14 protein-coding genes are annotated in these 17614 nt (G+C 40.0%); all 14 read left to right on the plus strand.

Annotated features, from left to right (window positions below):
* The 14 genes from mutS (at window position 1) to T541_RS18605 (ending at window position 17597) form a co-directional block, all read left to right on the plus strand.
* Window positions 1-2643, plus strand: coding sequence for a DNA mismatch repair protein MutS (gene mutS / locus T541_RS0102370; RefSeq protein ID WP_051538060.1), 2643 nt, complete (start codon window positions 1-3; stop codon window positions 2641-2643).
* Window positions 2643-4673, plus strand: coding sequence for a DNA mismatch repair endonuclease MutL (gene mutL, locus T541_RS0102375; protein ID WP_026651177.1), 2031 nt, complete (start codon window positions 2643-2645; stop codon window positions 4671-4673). The genes mutS and mutL overlap by 1 nt, the downstream gene beginning before the upstream one ends.
* A 1-nt stretch (window position 4674) precedes the next feature.
* A complete protein-coding gene (miaA, locus tag T541_RS0102380; RefSeq protein ID WP_026651178.1) occupies window positions 4675-5622 on the plus strand; it encodes a tRNA (adenosine(37)-N6)-dimethylallyltransferase MiaA in 948 nt (315 codons plus the stop codon).
* A complete protein-coding gene (locus T541_RS0102385; RefSeq protein WP_026651179.1) occupies window positions 5603-6898 on the plus strand; it encodes an aminotransferase class I/II-fold pyridoxal phosphate-dependent enzyme in 1296 nt (431 codons plus the stop codon). Before miaA ends, T541_RS0102385 begins: the two co-directional genes overlap by 20 nt.
* Before the next feature lie 92 nt (window positions 6899-6990).
* Window positions 6991-7704: a RadC family protein gene (radC, locus tag T541_RS0102390; protein WP_026651180.1), complete on the plus strand. Its 714-nt coding sequence runs from the start codon at window positions 6991-6993 to the stop codon at window positions 7702-7704.
* 10 nt (window positions 7705-7714) lie between these two features.
* The gene (gene mreB / locus T541_RS0102395) at window positions 7715-8719 is read left to right on the plus strand and encodes a rod shape-determining protein MreB (RefSeq protein WP_081779826.1); all 1005 of its coding nucleotides are present in this window, start codon (window positions 7715-7717) and stop codon (window positions 8717-8719) included.
* Window positions 8719-9588 (plus strand): rod shape-determining protein MreC, encoded by an 870-nt coding sequence (gene mreC / locus T541_RS0102400; RefSeq protein ID WP_026651182.1) that lies wholly within the window; start codon window positions 8719-8721, stop codon window positions 9586-9588. The genes mreB and mreC overlap by 1 nt, the downstream gene beginning before the upstream one ends.
* A 9-nt stretch (window positions 9589-9597) precedes the next feature.
* Window positions 9598-10122, plus strand: coding sequence for a rod shape-determining protein MreD (gene mreD, locus T541_RS0102405; RefSeq protein WP_026651183.1), 525 nt, complete (start codon window positions 9598-9600; stop codon window positions 10120-10122).
* A complete protein-coding gene (locus T541_RS0102410; RefSeq protein WP_026651184.1) occupies window positions 10115-12973 on the plus strand; it encodes a penicillin-binding transpeptidase domain-containing protein in 2859 nt (952 codons plus the stop codon). The genes mreD and T541_RS0102410 overlap by 8 nt, the downstream gene beginning before the upstream one ends.
* A gap of 15 nt (window positions 12974-12988) precedes the next feature.
* On the plus strand, window positions 12989-14098 hold the full coding sequence (locus tag T541_RS0102415) for an FtsW/RodA/SpoVE family cell cycle protein (protein WP_026651185.1): 1110 nt from the start codon (window positions 12989-12991) through the stop codon (window positions 14096-14098).
* Between the two features lie 21 nt (window positions 14099-14119).
* Window positions 14120-14515 (plus strand): methylglyoxal synthase, encoded by a 396-nt coding sequence (gene mgsA, locus T541_RS0102420; protein WP_026651186.1) that lies wholly within the window; start codon window positions 14120-14122, stop codon window positions 14513-14515.
* Window positions 14499-15464 (plus strand): D-alanyl-D-alanine carboxypeptidase family protein, encoded by a 966-nt coding sequence (locus T541_RS0102425; protein ID WP_242840740.1) that lies wholly within the window; start codon window positions 14499-14501, stop codon window positions 15462-15464. Before mgsA ends, T541_RS0102425 begins: the two co-directional genes overlap by 17 nt.
* A gap of 73 nt (window positions 15465-15537) precedes the next feature.
* Window positions 15538-15963, plus strand: coding sequence for a hypothetical protein (locus tag T541_RS0102430; protein ID WP_026651188.1), 426 nt, complete (start codon window positions 15538-15540; stop codon window positions 15961-15963).
* 65 nt (window positions 15964-16028) lie between these two features.
* Window positions 16029-17597, plus strand: coding sequence for an HlyD family efflux transporter periplasmic adaptor subunit (locus T541_RS18605; protein ID WP_242840741.1), 1569 nt, complete (start codon window positions 16029-16031; stop codon window positions 17595-17597).
* Window positions 17598-17614: the final 17 nt, after the last annotated feature.

Below are 17614 nucleotides of genomic sequence, written 5' to 3' on the forward strand. Positions count from 1 at the left end.
ATGATGCAGCATTACCTTCAGACCAAGAAGGAGAATAAGGATTGTATCCTGTTCTACAGACTGGGAGATTTTTATGAGCTGTTCTTTGATGATGCTCAGGTTGCATCTAAGGAGCTGGAACTAACACTTACAGGTAAGGCTTGCGGCCTTGAGGAGAGAGCGCCTATGTGTGGCGTTCCTTTTCATGCTGTAGATTCTTATCTTACCAAGCTTGTTTCAAGGGGCTTTAAGGTTGCTATCTGTGAGCAGACCGAGGACCCTAAGCAGGCTAAGGGAATAGTAAAAAGAGAAGTCACAAGAATTGTCACACCGGGAACCAATCTCAATATGCAGTCTCTTGAGGAGACCAAGAACAATTATTTGATGTGTATTCTGTATTCTTCAGATATTGTGGGATTATCAGTTGCCGATGTTACAACAGGTGATTACTATCTTACAGAAGTTGATAATTTAAGATCTCTTATGGATGAGATTGGTAAGTACAATCCTTCAGAGATTATCTGCAATGATGCCTTTACCTTTAGTGGTGCTGACATTGATGAGATCAGGAACAGGATGCAGATCTTTGTTAATCCGCTGGATTCAAGATATTTTGATGAGGATTCCTGTAAAAAGCTACTTCTTAAGCACTTTAAGGTATCATCTCTTATTGGTCTTGGTATAGACGATTTTCCAAATGGTATAGTGGCTGCCGGAGCGCTGCTTCAATATCTTGTGGATATGCAGAAGTCTGATATTTCCAATATCACTCATATCTATCCATATCTTACAAGTAAATTCATGCTTCTCGATAGCTCCACAAGGCGCAATCTTGAGCTGGTTGAGACCATGAGAGATAAGCAAAAGAGAGGAACTCTTTTGTGGGTTCTTGATAAGACCAAGACTGCCATGGGAGCCAGAACCCTTAGGAACTTTATTGAGCAGCCTTTAGTTGATCTTGATGAGATACTGCTTAGACAGGGCGCTGTTGAGACTTTAGTTAAGAACGTTGTTACAAGAGAAGAGATAAGAGAATACCTTAACCCTGTGTATGATCTTGAAAGACTTATGTCCAAGATCGTATTTAAGACGGCTAACCCAAGAGATCTTCTGGCCTTTAGGAATTCTATCAAGATGATTCCAGCTATAATAACATCTCTTTTGGATGTTCAGGATGATAAGGCCCTTAATGACCTTGCTAATAATCTGGATCCTCTTCGTGATATCTATGAGCTTATAGATAGTGCCATTGTTGAGGAACCGCCTCTTACCATCAGAGAAAGCGGCATTATTAAGGATGGCTTTGATGCGGATATTGATCACTTTAGAGAGGCTGGATCAAATGGTAAGAACTGGCTTGCCCAGCTCGAGGAAGAGGAAAAAGAAAAGACTCAGATCAAGACCCTTAGGATCAAATATAGTAACGTATTTGGCTATTCCTTTGAGGTAACCAACTCCTTTAAGGATAAGGTTCCTGAGTACTTTATAAGAAAGCAGACCCTTGCTAACTGCGAAAGATATACAACACCAAAGCTTAAAGAGCTTGAGGACACCATCCTTAATGCTCAGGATAAGCTTAACAATCTTGAGTATGATATGTTCTGTAAGATCAGGGATTCAATTGCTCTTGAGATTAACAGAATTCAGGTAACTGCTAAGGCACTTGCTCTTTTAGATGTATATGCATCCCTTGCCCACGTGGCTGAGAAGAACCATTATGTAAAGCCAACCATGAATGACAAGGGCGTTATCAATATCAAAGAGGGAAGACATCCTGTAGTTGAGAAGATGCTTGATACATCAGATATGTTCATCTCCAACGACACATATCTTGATAACAAAAAGCACTGTATCTCCATAATCACAGGACCTAACATGGCTGGTAAATCAACCTACATGAGACAGACAGCTCTAATTTCTCTCATGGCCCAGATAGGAAGCTTTGTTCCAGCTAAGAAGGCTGACATCTGCGTTGTTGACAGGATATTTACAAGAGTTGGTGCTTCCGATGACCTTGGAAGTGGCCAGTCTACCTTTATGGTGGAGATGAATGAGGTGGCCAATATCCTTAGAAATGCCACACCTAATTCACTGCTTATCCTTGATGAAATCGGCCGCGGAACCTCCACCTACGATGGACTTGCTATTGCCTGGGCAGTTATTGAGCACATCAGTAACAGGAAGATCCTTGGAGCCAAGACTTTATTTGCAACCCATTATCACGAGCTTACTGAGCTTGAAGGCAAGATGGACAATGTTAACAACTACTGTATTGCCGTTAAAGAAAATGGGGATGACATAGTTTTTTTACGTAAGATCATTAAAGGCGGGGCTGACAAGAGCTATGGTATTCAGGTTGCCAAGCTTGCCGGCGTTCCGGATATGGTAATAGACAGGGCAAAAGAGATTGTTTCTGAGCTTTCAGATAACGACATTACCGATAAGGTTCAGGCCCTGGTAAAAGAGAATAAACTGGATAAGAAGGTCAGAGTTAAACACTACGACGATGTTGATATTGACCAGATGTCCTTATTTGATACTGTAACTGACGAGGAAGTACTTAGAAGGCTTGGAGAAATCGATATTACAACACTTACTCCAATGGATGCCCTCAATACTTTATACAAATTGCAAAGTGATCTTAAGAACAGGTGGAAAAGCTAATGGCTATAATAAATGAGCTGGACAAGAATACCATTGATCAGATTGCTGCAGGAGAAGTTGTAGAAAGACCTGCCAGTGTAGTTAAAGAACTTGTGGAAAATGCCATTGATTCCGGGGCTGATGCTATTACCGTAGAGATAAGAGGCGGCGGTATCGATATGATACGTGTCACTGACAACGGAAGCGGAATTGAGAAAAGCCAGATCAGAAAGGCTTTTAATAGGCATGCCACAAGTAAGCTTAAGAATATTGAGGATCTTTTCAGTATTCATTCTCTTGGTTTTAGAGGCGAGGCTTTATCAAGTATTGCCTCTGTGGCTCAGGTTGATATGATCACTAAGACCAAGGATGAGCTTACAGGAATAAGGTATTCTATTAATGGCGGAGAAGAAGCCGGATTTGAAGAAATTGGTGCTCCTGATGGCACCAGCCTTATTATTCGTAATCTCTTTTACAATACACCAGCAAGGAAGAAATTCCTTAAGACACCTCAGACGGAAGCCAGCTATATTGGCGATGTTATGGAGCATATGGCTTTAGATAATCCAACCATTTCCTTCCATTACATCAACAACAAGGAGGACAAGTTCTCCACCTCTGGTAATGGTGACCTTAAGGAGATTATTTATAGGATCTATGGCCGCGATGTGTCTGTGAGCGTTGTGCCTATCGGTGTTGTTGAGAATGGCATTACTATTGAAGGATATCTTGGCGAGCCATCAATTAACAGATCTAACAGGAACTTCGAAGTTTTCTTTGTTAATGGAAGATATGTAAAGGATAAGGTCATAAGTAAGGCTCTTGAAGAGGGTTATAAGCAGTACCTTATGATGCACAAGTTCCCCTTTGCGATTCTCCATATAAGGATGGATCCAGCCTTTGTGGATGTTAATGTGCATCCAGCTAAGCTTGAAGTCAGATTTAATAACCAGGTGCTTCTCTATGAGACCATAAGAAATGCAGTTGAGAAGACTTTGATGCATAAAGAGATGATTCCAGATGCCCTTCTTGGTGATGACAAGCCTAAGAAGAAGGATGCAAAGAATCAGATTCATACAAATGTTGAGCCAGCTGAAGATAATGGAGATAGCTCTTTTACCCAGACCTTTGAACCGGATGAGGAAGCTTCTAAGGAGCCAGAAAAGAAGGAAGAGCCTGAATTTAAACAGATTGCACCTCAGCCCTTTGAGACCATAAGGTTTGAAGAAAACAAGGTGGCTGAAGCAGAACCTGTATATGCTACAGGCGTCAAGGAAGAACCGATCAGGATTAAGGATTCCAATAAATCTGCTGTATGGACCAGGATATTTGGTGATTCTGACGGCTCAATTGCTGAAAAGAAAGAGCGTCCCTCACCAATTATCAAGCAGGAAGATGCCATAGTGGTAGAAAAGGTAACTCAGCTTGATTTATTCGATGAGAAGGTTCTAACTAAGGACAATGTTAAGGAATATGATATACTAGGTCAGTTGTTTGGTACTTACTGGGTAATTGCTTTTAAGGATAAGATGTTTCTGGTGGATCAGCACGCTGCTCATGAGAAGGTTAATTATGAGCGCATGATGAAGAGATACAAAAGTGGCGAACTTTTATCTCAGATGGTAAATCCGCCTGTTATCGTAGCTCTTTCTGCTGCTGAGGAGGATATATTCCTGAATTTCAGGCAGTTTTTTGAAAAGCTTGGCTTTAATATTGAGAATTTTGGTGGCCATGAATATGCTATGAGAGGGATTCCAATTGACCTGTATGGCTGTGGCTCTGAGAAGGATCTTTTTATCGAGATATTGGATGAGCTGTCCCATGAGACTAATATGAGCAGAACTCCTGATGTTATCAATTATAAGATTGCCAGCATGGCTTGTAAGGCTTCTGTTAAGGGAAATACCAAGATGACAAGGCAGGAGATGGAAGCTCTTTTGGATGAGCTCCTGACCCTGGAGAATCCTTATAACTGCCCTCATGGAAGACCAACTATTATTTCTATGACCAAGTACGAAATTGATAAGAAGTTTAAGAGAGTGGTTGAATAATATGTACAAACAAAAGCTTGTGATATTAACCGGACCTACTGCGGTAGGTAAGACAAAGCTTTCAATTGAACTTGCAAAAAGAATTGGCGGAGAGATAATCTCCGCTGATTCTATGCAGGTTTATAAGTTGATGGATATTGGAACAGCCAAGATAAGGGAAGAGGAAATGGATGGGGTTCCGCACCATCTTATAGATATTTTGGATCCCAAGGATGAGTTTGATGTGTTCTCTTTCCAGAAGCTGGCTAAGGAAGCTATTGAAGATATCGCATCAAGAGGAAAGGTTCCGATTATCGTTGGTGGAACTGGCTTTTATATCCAGGCAATCCTTTATGATATTGACTTTACTGAAACTGAGGATGAGGACGACGGATATCGCGCTCTTCTTGAGAAAAGAGCTAAAGAAGAGGGCGTTCATGTACTTCATGAGGAACTTAAAGCCGTTGACCCTGAATCTGCAGAAATAATCCATGAGAATAATTCAAAGCGTGTAATCAGGGCTTTGGAATATTATCATAAGACCGGAAAGCCTATTTCTTTGCACAACAAAGAGCAGCATGAGAGAACATCACCCTACGATTTTAGATACTTTGTCTTGACAGATGATAGAAAAAAGCTATACTCTCGCATAGACCAAAGAGTAGATCAGATGATCGATGAAGGTCTTCTTGATGAGGTAAAAAGTCTTGTAAAGCTTGATGTTCCTCTTAGTTCTACTGCCGCAAAGGCAATAGGCTACAGAGAAATGTTTGATTATCTTGATGGAATTACTGATCTTGACAGGGCTATATATCTGATCAAGCAGAACACAAGGCACTTTGCCAAGAGGCAGCTTACCTGGTTCAGGCGTGAAAAGGAAGTAATCTGGCTTGATAAGAGTAAGTTTGGCTACGATGATGAATTGATTTTGAAAGAGATGATAAGGATTTATGAAGAAGGAAATTTATAAGCAATTAGGAATATCTGAGGCGGTTTACAACTTCGGAGAAAAGATACTTGAGGATCTTGAAGAGAGATTTAAGAAAATTGATGAGGTGGCTGAGTACAACCAGCTTAAGGTTATTAAGGCTATGCAGGATAACAAGGTTTCAGAGGCATGTCTTCTTGGAACCACCGGCTATGGCTATAACGACATTGGAAGAGAGAAGCTTGAGGCGGTTTATGCCTCTGTTTTCCATACTGAGGATGCCCTTGTAAGACCACAGATCACCTGCGGAACTCACGCTCTTGCGCTGGCTCTTATGAGTAATCTTCGACCTGGAGATATGCTCTTTTCCCCAGTTGGTAAGCCTTACGATACTCTTGAAGAGGTTATTGGAATCAGAGAGTCCAAGGGTTCCCTTAAGGAATACGGAATTGACTATACTCAGGTAGATCTTTTACCTGATGGAAGCTTTGATTTTGACAATATCAAAAAGACTTTGGAAGAGAATCCACAGATCAGACTTTGCACTATTCAAAGATCTAAGGGATATCAGACAAGACCAACTCTTTCTGTTGGAAGAATTGGTGAGCTTATAAGCTTTATCAAGTCTATTAGAAGTGACGTTCTTTGCATGGTTGATAACTGCTACGGCGAATTTGTTGAGACCATTGAGCCTACAGATCTTGGGGCTGATATGGTTGTTGGCTCACTTATTAAGAATCCAGGTGGCGGACTTGCCCCTATTGGCGGATATATTGCTGGCAAAAGAGAATGTGTCGAAAATGCAGCCTTCAGACTTACTTCTCCAGGACTTGGAAAAGAGGTTGGCGCTTCTCTTGGAATCCTTCCTCAGTTCTATCAGGGATTTTTCCTGGCACCTACAGTTACAGCATCTGCTTTAAAGGGTGCAATCTTTGCTGCCAATATCTATGAGAAGCTTGGATTTGAAGTTGTGCCAAATGCTACTGAATCAAGACATGATATTATTCAGGCTGTGACTTTTGGTAAGCCAGAGGGCGTTATTGCATTCTGTGAGGGGATTCAGGCTGCTGCGCCAGTAGATTCCTTTGTGGCTCCTGAGCCTTGGGATATGCCAGGATATGACGCTCAGGTTATTATGGCTGCTGGAGCTTTTGTATCAGGCTCTTCAATTGAGCTTTCTGCAGATGGCCCTATTAAGCCTCCTTATTCTGTATTCTTCCAGGGCGGACTTACAGCGCCTCATGCTAAATACGGAATTCTCAAGAGCCTTCAGAAGCTTGTTGATGCAGGTATTGTGACAGAAGATAGTTTAAAATAAGCCTATATGTGTACATAACAGGGCATTTTGTGATATTATATATTGTGATGTGCATCTTTTTGGTCGTCTGGAGAAACGCTGAAAGGATGTAGATGGGATCATATAGTAACATGATTTTAAGGGAGGATTCCGTTAAGGATGAGCTTCCCTATGAAAGGTTTTTAAAGTATGGGCCGGAGAGCCTTACTGACGTGGAGCTTTTGGCGATTATAATCCGCACAGGCAGTGGAGATAGTTCTCCTACGGATATTGCCCGCAGGGTTCTTAATCTTGAAAAGGGTAAGGAAAGAGGACTTAATAGTCTTTATTCCCTGTCAGTGGATGAGCTTAAGAGTATAAGCGGAATTGGTGAGGTTAAGGCGGTCAGACTTAAGTGTATTTCAGAGATAGCAAAGCGTATGAGTGCTACGAAAGCTCTTTTAACTCTGGAATGTAATAATTCTGCATCAGTTGCAGATTACTTTATGGAAAGGCTTCGACATGAGGAAAAGGAGAAGTTTATTCTTCTGTGCCTCAATAATAAGCTTAAGCTTATAAGTGAAGTTCTTTTATCCATTGGAACTATCAACAGTGCCAGTGTTTCACCCAGGGATATATTCATACATGCCCTTAAGTGCGGAGCCAGCAATCTGATAATAGTTCATAATCATCCGGGTGGGGATCCAAGTCCCAGCTCTGCTGATATTTCTATCACGAATAGAATTACAAGGTCAGGCCAGATGCTTGACGTGATTTTAAGAGACCATATTATTATAGGTGATCAGTCATATTGTAGCCTCAAGGACAGAGGACTACTGTGGCAATAAGGAGGATATTTTGAGTAACGTTTTCGGAATTGATCTTGGAACAAGTAACATTAAGATTTACAACAAGGATGGCGATTCTCTTACAGTTGAGAAGAATATGATCGCTATCGAGAACAAGACTAATGTATTTGCTTATGGCAATTCAGCATATGAGATGTATGAGAAGGCTCCTGATAAGATTCAGATTTCATACCCTCTTAACAGCGGTGTTATTGCTGATATCGAGCACATGGAGACTCTAATCAAGCTTTTTATCACAGATCAGATGAAGGGTCAGACTAAGCCTTGCGAGGTTTATATTGCTGTTCCTTATGATGTAACAGATGTTGAGAGTAGAGCGTTCCACGATCTTATCAACGATTCAGGGATCAAGGCTAAGAAAATCATGAAGGTTAAGAAGCCTTTGGCAGATGGTCTTGGAATGAATGTTGACGTTATGAATTCACAGGGTGTTCTTGTTGTTAACGTCGGCTATGATACAACTGAGATCTCAATTCTTTCCCTGAGAGGTATCGTTGTAAGTAAGCTCATCAAGGTTGGCGGTAAGAAGTTTGATGAGTCTATCAGAAACGTTATTCGTAAGGAGTTTGGTCTTCTTATCGGTGAGAAGACTTCAGAGCAGGTTAAGATCTCACTTAAGGAGCTTGAGAAGGAAGGCAAGGACGCTGTTGTTTACGGTAGAGATATTGTTACAGGTCTTCCTGTTGAGAGACAGATTCCTACAGAGCTTATCAATCAGGCTCTTGTTGAGAACTTCGATGCTATTCTTGATAATATTAAGGCTACACTTGAGAAGACTCCACCAGAACTTGCAGCTGATATCTTTAAGCATGGTCTTTATCTTACAGGTGGCGCTTCACAGGTATGTCACCTCGCTCAGAGACTCAGTAATGGTATTGGTCTTAATGTTAATATCGCAGAGGATCCTGTTGGATCAGTTGCACTTGGTCTTGCCAAGATCATTATGGACGACAACTATAAGGCTCTTACTTACTTAAACGAAGAGGATAAATAATGAGTCCTATTATAAAGAGAAGAGGAGAACAATTTACGCTTCCCAGTAAATATCTCCTCTTTATTTTAACAGTGGTATGCGCTGGTTTAATTATAGTCACATTTAATACTAACCTGTTTAATGGTCCCCTTAATTCATTTACAGGTATTTTTGTTGTGCCTTTCCAAAAGGGCATTACCTATGTTGGATCATCTATTAAGGATACAACTGATAAGCTTTCATCCATTACTCAGCTTCTTGATGAGAATGAACAGCTGAAGGCTCAGATCGATGAACTGACTATTCAGAATACCAACTTAGAGCAGGAGAAATATGAGCTTACTGAGCTTCGTAATCTCTATGAGCTTGATGCCCAGTATGAGCAGTATGAGAAGACTGGGGCAAGGATCATAGCTAAGGATGCCGGTAACTGGTACTATTCCTTTGTTATTGATAAGGGTTCTGATGATGGTATCGAGATTGATATGAATGTTATTGCCGGCGCTGGTCTTGTGGGAAGAGTTATTGATGTTGGTCCTGACTGGGCTAAGGTTCAGTCTATCATTGCGGATAATGCGGCAGTTTCTGGCATGGTCCTTTCATCTTCAGATAACCTGATCGTATCTGGTGACCTTGAGCTTTACAGAACAGGATTTATCAGATTTTCCAAGCTGGTTGATGATGCAGACAAGGTGAGTATCGGTGATAAGATAGTTACTTCTAATATTTCTGATAAATATCTTCCAGGTATCCTTATTGGCTACATCTCTACAATTGACGATGATTCCAATAACCTTACCAAGTCAGGGACTCTTACACCTGCTGTTGATTTTGAGCATATGAATGAGGTTCTTGTTATTCTTGAGCTTAAAAAGGATATAGATAATTAAGGTTTTTCTATGAATTTTAGACGTATAATCTTTAATTTCATACTTGTTATCGTGGGCTTTATTCTTCAGACCACGATTTTTAGAGCCCTTGATTTTGGCGATGTTGCACCTAATATCATGATGGTTATCGTGGCTTCTACCGGATTCATGAAGGGAGATAAGCCAGGGCTTTTGGTGGGCTTTTTTAGCGGCCTTTTGATCGACATCTTTTTTGGCAATTATCTGGGCTTTTTTGCACTTATCTATATGTATATTGGTTTTATTATGGGTAAGCTTCATGCAATTTTCTTTTCCCAGAATCTGGCTATTCCAATTGTGTTTATAACAATATCCGATTTCATTTTTGGCTTTATTTGTTATGTGCTTATGTTCCTGTTTAGGAATAAGTACGACATTGGCTATTTCATGGTTACGATTGTTATTCCGGAAATGGTCTATACAGCTATTGTAGCTATTTTTCTTTATCCAATAATCCTTCGCATTAATACGTCAATAGATGAGAAGGAGCAAAGGAGCGCTAAGAAATTTGTTTAATGAATTTAAAGAGAATTTTATTAAGTTCATAACATCCAGATTTGTAACTGTTTGTGCAGTTGTATTTCTTTTAGCCTGTGTTCTTATCTACAGGCTGTTTTCTCTGCAGATTGTAAGTGGTGAGTATTATCTTGACTCTTTTAAGTTAAGGATCAAGAAGGAGAAGACAATTGCTGCTACAAGAGGAAATATATACGACAGAAACGGCAATCTTCTTGCATATAACGAGCTTGCTAATTCTGTTACTATCGAGGACGTTTATAAATCCGGTAGAAGTAAGAACAGTAATATCAATAATACTCTTAACACTCTGATCGATATCATTGAGTCAAACGGTGATAGTGTTGATCAGGATTTTAAGATTATTCTTGACGAGGGTGATAATTTCGTATTCACAGTTGAAGGCAATGCGCTACTACGTTTTCTTGCTGATGTTTATGGACATTCTTCCATAAATGACCTTAAGTATGAAGAGAAGACCAAGACTGCCCAGGAGGTTGTTGACGATCTTTGCACTACTTTTGGCATTGGAAGTAATGAGGTAGAAGATGACAGTAAGACCTTCACTCCAAGACTTGGCTATACCAATGACAGAGCTCTTAAGATCTTAAATGTCAGATATAATATGAGTTCAAACTCATACCAGAAATATATTGATACCACAGTTGCTTCTGATGTTAGCGACCAGACTGTTGCTGATGTTATGGAGAATGCTGATATTCTTGAGGGTGTTTCCATTGAAGAAAGCACTGCAAGAAAGTACGTAGATTCTGTTTACTTCTCACAGGTTCTTGGCTATACCGGTAAGGTTTCTGAGGATGAGCTTGCTGAGCTTGTTAAAACCAATCCTAATTACGGTATCAATGATACTGTTGGTAAATCCGGAATTGAGCAGGCCATGGAGAGTGTGCTTCAGGGTACAAAGGGATCTGAGACTGTTTATGTAGATAATACAGGTCAGGTAATTGAGACCTCCAGCTATGTAGATTCTGTTGCTGGTAATGATGTTTATCTTACTATCGATAAGGACCTTACTGAGGCTTGCTACAATATCATTGAGCAGTCACTTGCAGGTATTCTTACATCCAAGATTCAGAATGTTAAGACTTATACCTATACTTCTGCATCAAGTTCCAGCAGCATTGTTATTCCTATTTATGATGTTTATTTTGCAATTTTTGATAATCATGTGGTAGATTTGGATCATTTTACTTCTGATAAAGCAGGAGAGAATGAGAAGGCTGTATATTCAGCTTTTATAAACAAGAATACAGAGGTGTTATCAGAGATAAGGAGCGAGCTTACAAGCAAGGCTACTCCTTATGATAAGCTTTCCAAGGAGTATCAGTGGTATATGTCACATATCGCTGCCATGCTTTATTCTGATGGAATCATCGACAGTAGTCTAGTAGATAAGCAGAATGAGAAATATATTGCCTGGACTACAGATGAGACTATTTCACTGGCAGAGTATATCAGATTTACAATCTCTGAGAACTGGGTAGATGTATCTAAGCTTAGCATTGATAACCAGTACGCTGATTCTGAGGAAATCTTTAATCAGATAGTTAACTATATCATTGATAAGCTTGGTTCTGATGTGGATTTTCAGACCAGGTATTATAAATATCTTTTGCTTGATGGATATATCAGCGGCAATCAGGTATGCAATATTCTTCTTGAACAGGATGTTGTAAGTATCGAGGACGAAGAGCTTTCTCTTTGGCAAAGAGGTGGAGAAAGTTCATACACCTTCATGATCAACAGAATATCCAATCTGGATATTACACCTGCGCAGCTTGCCCTTGATCCATGTTCAGGTTCTATGGTCATTACTGATGTTAATACCGGTGATGTACTTGCCCTTGTTTCATATCCTGGATATGACAACAATATGATGGCTAATGGAGTTGATGCAGATTACTACGCTAAGCTTCGTAGTGATAAGTCCAATCCGCTTTATAACTACGCAACTCAGCAGAAGACTGCTCCTGGTTCTACCTTCAAGATGGTATCAGCTACTGCTGGCCTTATGGAGGGAGTTATTACCACTGATTCTGTTATCTATTGCGGTGGTATTTTTGATAAGCTTGACGTTCATCCTAAGTGTTGGATCTATCCTGGCGGACATGGAGGATTAAATGTTACCGGCGGAATCAGAAATTCCTGTAACGTATTCTTTTATGAAGTCGGTTTTAGATTAGGACTTGTGGGAGATTCCTATTCTTCTGATACAGGTCTTCAGAAGCTTGCTAATTATGCAGGTCTTTACGGACTTACTGAGAAGTCTGGCATTGAGATCGCTGAGTCAGAGCCTCAGGTTTCTGATATGGACTCAGTTCGTTCTGCCATCGGTCAGGGTACTAACCTTTATACCACTGTTGGTCTTGCAAGATATGTAACTACTGTCGCCAATAGCGGAACCTGCTATAACCTGACTCTTGTAGATAAGACCACAGATTCAAACGGTAATCTTCTTGAAGATTACAGCGCAGAAGTTAGGAACACTGTAGAAATGCCTACTTCTTATTGGAATGCGATCCATCTTGGTATGAGACAGGTGGTGCAGGATAAATCATATTATGCAGACCTTGGAGTTTCAGTTGCTGGTAAGACAGGAACAGCTCAGGAATCAGCCAGCAGACCAAACCATGCGTTGTTTGTATGCTATGCTCCTTATGAACATCCTGAGATTGCCATAGCAACACGTATAGCTAATGGTTATACTTCAAGTTATGCAGCGCAGATTACTAAAGAAGTACTTGCATATTACTTTGATCTTAGGGATGAGGATGATATTCTTTCTGGAACAGCTCAGACTCTCCAGGATGGTGCTACTAACGCAGACTGATCAAGGAGACATTTGATGATTAAGAAATATAGGATCATCGACTACGACTTTTCACTGGTAGTCATGGTCATAGCACTGACTATAATTGGAATAATGGCTATTAATTCAGCTGAGCCTTCGTTTAGGAATAAACAGATTGCAGGTTTGGTTATGGGTATCGTTCTTATGGTGTTCATTTCTATCCTGGATTATCTGTTTATAATCAAACTTTATTTTGTTTTTTATATACTTAATGTGGTAATTCTTGCACTGGTTTTATCGCCTTTAGGCAGTAGTACCAACGGTGCGCAGCGATGGATCAACCTTTTTGGTGTTACTTTTCAGCCTTCTGAAGCGGCCAAAATTTTATTGATTTTATTTTATGCGCAGTTTATTATGAAGTATAAAGATAAGATTAAAAACTTTGGTTTTGTAGTCATCTGTGTGGGTCTTTTAGCAATTCCGTTAGGACTGGTATACAAGCAGCCTGACTTGTCCACATGTATCATGCTTTTACTTATTTTTTCTACGATCATGTTTGTCAGTGGCATTAGTTGGAAGATTGTTGTTGCAGTTCTATCTGTCGCAGTTCCTACTGTTTTCTTTGTAATTTATAGTGCCGTTCAGGGTGAGAGTAGTTTTCTTCATGATTATCAAAGAAGACGTATCCTTGCATGGTTACATCCTGAAGACTATGCCAATTCAGATGCCTATCAGACCCTTAATTCTATGATGGCTATTGGTTCTGGACAGTTGTATGGTAAGGGTTATAATACCAATGAGATCAGTTCAGTTCTTAATAGTGGATTTATTTCTGAATCTCAGACAGACTTTATCTTTGCCGTTATTGGTGAAGAGTTTGGTTTTGTAGGCGCTTGCCTTGTTATTGTTCTTATTATGGTTATTGCAATGAAGTGCTTTATGATCGCCATGAGAGCCGGTAACAGAGCAGGAGAGATTATCGCAGCCGGTGTTGGAGCCTGGATTGGATTTCAGGGACTTCTTAATATCGGAGTTGCCACTGGAGTAATGCCTAATACGGGACTTCCACTTCCCTTTGTTAGTTATGGACTTACCTCGCTTCTAAGTATATACATGGGAGTCGGGTTTGTATTAAATGTAAGACTTCAAAGTCATAAACAATAAGTATTGGAGGGTATAAGTTTTATGAATATAGCACTTATAGCACATGACGCAAAAAAGAAACTTATGCAGAATTTTTGTATAGCATATAGAGGTATCCTTAGTAAAAACGATCTTTATGCAACAGGTACAACTGGAAGACTTATTGAAGAGGTTACCAATCTTACTGTACACAAGTATCTTGCAGGACATCTTGGTGGTGTTCAGCAGCTTGGAGCTGCTATTGAGCACAACGAGACTGACCTTGTTATCTTCCTTAGAGATCCACTTACAGTTAAATCCCACGAGCCAGATATCAATAATATTATGACTCTTTGTGATATGCATAATATCCCTGTTGCAACTAACCTTGCTTCAGCTGAACTTCTTATCAAATCACTTGACAGGGGAGATCTTGAGTGGCGTGAGATGTACAAATAAGCTTATTATAGCTTTTCTACTGACTATAACAATCACATTAAATCTAACTGGGTGCAGTCTTTTTGACTATTCTGCCCATTATACCAATCAGACATCTGAGACAGATTCCAGGAATAATCTTTATTATCCTACATTTGCCTCAGATATTTGTGTTGTGAATACAGATATACTTTCTGATGACGTTGCCCTTGGTGATAAGGTCAGCGCTGGTCTTTTTGACCTTAATAAGAAAGAGACTCTTTATGCTCAGAACGTCAATGAGCAGGTTCAGCCAGCTTCTCTTACAAAGGTTATGACAGCTCTTGTTGCCCTTAAGTATGGAAGTCTGGATCAGGTGCTTGTTGCAGGTTCTGATGTTTATGTAAACGAAAGCGGAGCACAGAAGATCGGTCTTAAAGAGGGAGACAGACTCACCTTGGATCAGGCCCTTCATATTCTGCTTATATATTCTGCCAATGATGTGGCCAATCTTATCGCATCTAACATTGGCGGTTCCTACGCTGAATTTATCGAGCTTATGAACAAAGAGGCCTCTGAAATTGGAGCAACCAATTCTCATTTTGTTAATCCCCATGGCTTAACAGCAGAGGATCACTATGTTACTGCTTATGATATGTATCTGATCTTTAATGCTGCTATGGAGTACGATACCTTTAGTGAGATCATCAATATGAATGAATATACTACTTCATATCTTGACGCAAGTGGTACTTCCAAAGAGGTCAGTGTCAGCAACACCAATGGATACCTTGCCGGAGCACAGGCAGCTCCATCTGGCGTTACAGTTATTGGAGGTAAAACTGGAACAACTCAGGCTGCAGGTCATTGTCTTGTTCTCCTTGCAAGAGACACAAGTGGCAATCCTTACATCTCAGTAATCATGCGGGATACAGACTCTGCAACTCTTTATAATGATATGTCACAATTACTCGGAGAAATAGTGAATTAAGGTTGTCTTTTCCGCCCTAATAACATATAATTAATACATCAATTTAAATTCTTGCTTGCAGGAGGGTATGCCGATGGTTCAGTTAATTGTTGGGAAAAAGGGAAAGGGTAAGACCAAATGCTTATTGGACAAGGTAAACACTGAGGTTAAGAACGTTTTAGGTAGTGTTGCCTTTCTTGATAAGAACACTAAGCACATGTATGAGCTTAATAACAAGATCCGTTTAATTGTTGTTTCAGATTTCATGATTTCAAATTCCGATGAGTTTATCGGATTCGTAAGTGGTATCATTTCGCAGGACCACGATCTCCAGCAGATGTATTTTGATAGTTTCCTTAATATCTCATGTTTAGAAGAGAATATTGATGACATGGTTTCTACCATTGAGAAGCTAGAGAAGCTTTCTGAGAAGTTTAATGTAGACTTCGTTCTTAGTGTATCAAGAGATGAATCTGAGCTTCCAGAAGCAGTTAAATCTAAGGTTGTTATTTCTTTGTAATATTGAATAGTTCTATAAGCCGCGGAACTACGCCGCGGCTTATTCTTTGAGGGAGTTTTTAGTCTTTGGATACAAACCAGAAAGTTACTAAATATCCTAAGAATATGAATAACATCAATATCGGCATGGTGTTTTTTGCTGTTATTGCTATCTATGTTGTTATCAGTGTTATTACATATCTTCGTAAGGATCATATTGTAGGATACGAGGTTAAAGAGGGATCTCTTTCTTCAAACAATATCTATGAGGCTGTGGCCCTTCGAAAAGAGGAGATTGTAGAAAGTGACACCGCCGGATATGTGAATTACTTCGCTTCAGAGGGCGGAAGAGTTGCCGTTGGAAATCTTGTCTATACTGTAGATGAATCGGGACAGCTTCTTGATTACCTTAAGTCCCAGGGCTCTGAGGAGGTAGCTCTTTCTGATGATGATATGTCTGAGCTTAGAACTCAGATGGTGAGCTTTGATGCCTCTTTTGACCCACATAATTTCCATACTGTGTATGACTTTAAGGTGTCACTTAGTGGTACTGTTCAGAAGCTTTCCAACAACAGTATTCTCTCTAATATTCAGTCTCTTAATTCCGGAGGCTCTACACTGGCGGCAATTAATTACAAATATGCTGGTAACACCGGAATTGTAGTATATTCAACTGACGGATATGAGGACAAAACCTTACAGACGCTTACTGTGGCTGATTTTGATGAACCAAACTATAACAAGAATCAGCTGATCAACAATAATCTCGTTAAGGTGGGAGATCCTGTTTATAAGCTTTGTACCAGTGAGGAATGGTCCATAGTTATTCATGAGAATGATCAGGACAAGGTTAACGAGCTGGTGGAGAGAGAATATGTAAAGGTTAGATTCATCAAGAATCAGGATGAATCCTGGGGAAAGGTTACAGCCTTTACTAATGCTGATGGTGATACTTTTGTTCAGCTTACCTTTACTAATTCAATGATCACCTTTTGCAGAGACAGATTTCTTAATGTGGAGCTGATCACAGAGGATGAGAGCGGACTTAAGATTCCTAATTCTGCCATAGTTAACAAGAATTTCTATCTTGTTCCTAAGGACTATGTGATCAAGAATAATGACAATTCGTCTACCGTTCTTAGAGTTAAATATGATGAACAGGGTAATGAAACCACTGAGCTTGTAACCGTTACCGTTTATAATGAGACAGAGACTGAGTATTACCTGGACACTCAGGTACTTAGAAGTGGCGATAGCCTTATTAAGCCTGAGTCTACAGAAAGGTATACGGTATCCAAGACGGATTCGCTTATTGGAGTTTACAATATCAATAAGGGCTATGCGGACTTTAGACAGATCAAGATCCTTTATCAGAATGAGGAGTACGCCATAGTTAAATCTAATACTATGTATGGTCTTTCTGTTTATGATTACATCGTGCTTGATTCCTCAACCATTGGTGAGGACGGAAATGCCAAGAAGAGCAGTAATCTAAGCATTGATAAAGATGACTCCAAGGATGAGGCATCTGAAGGGGCATCTGAAGAGACTTCAGAAGAGTCTTCAGAAGAGAATTCAGAAGAAGGCGTAAGCGCTGATACTGAAGAAACAGAAACTGAAAATTCCGAAAGCGCCGGTTCTGAAACGTCAGAATAATTATTACTTAATGGCTC

Source organism: Butyrivibrio proteoclasticus P6B7, from assembly GCF_000622085.1.
In the GTDB taxonomy this organism is placed as follows: Bacteria; Bacillota; Clostridia; order Lachnospirales; family Lachnospiraceae; genus Butyrivibrio; species Butyrivibrio proteoclasticus_A.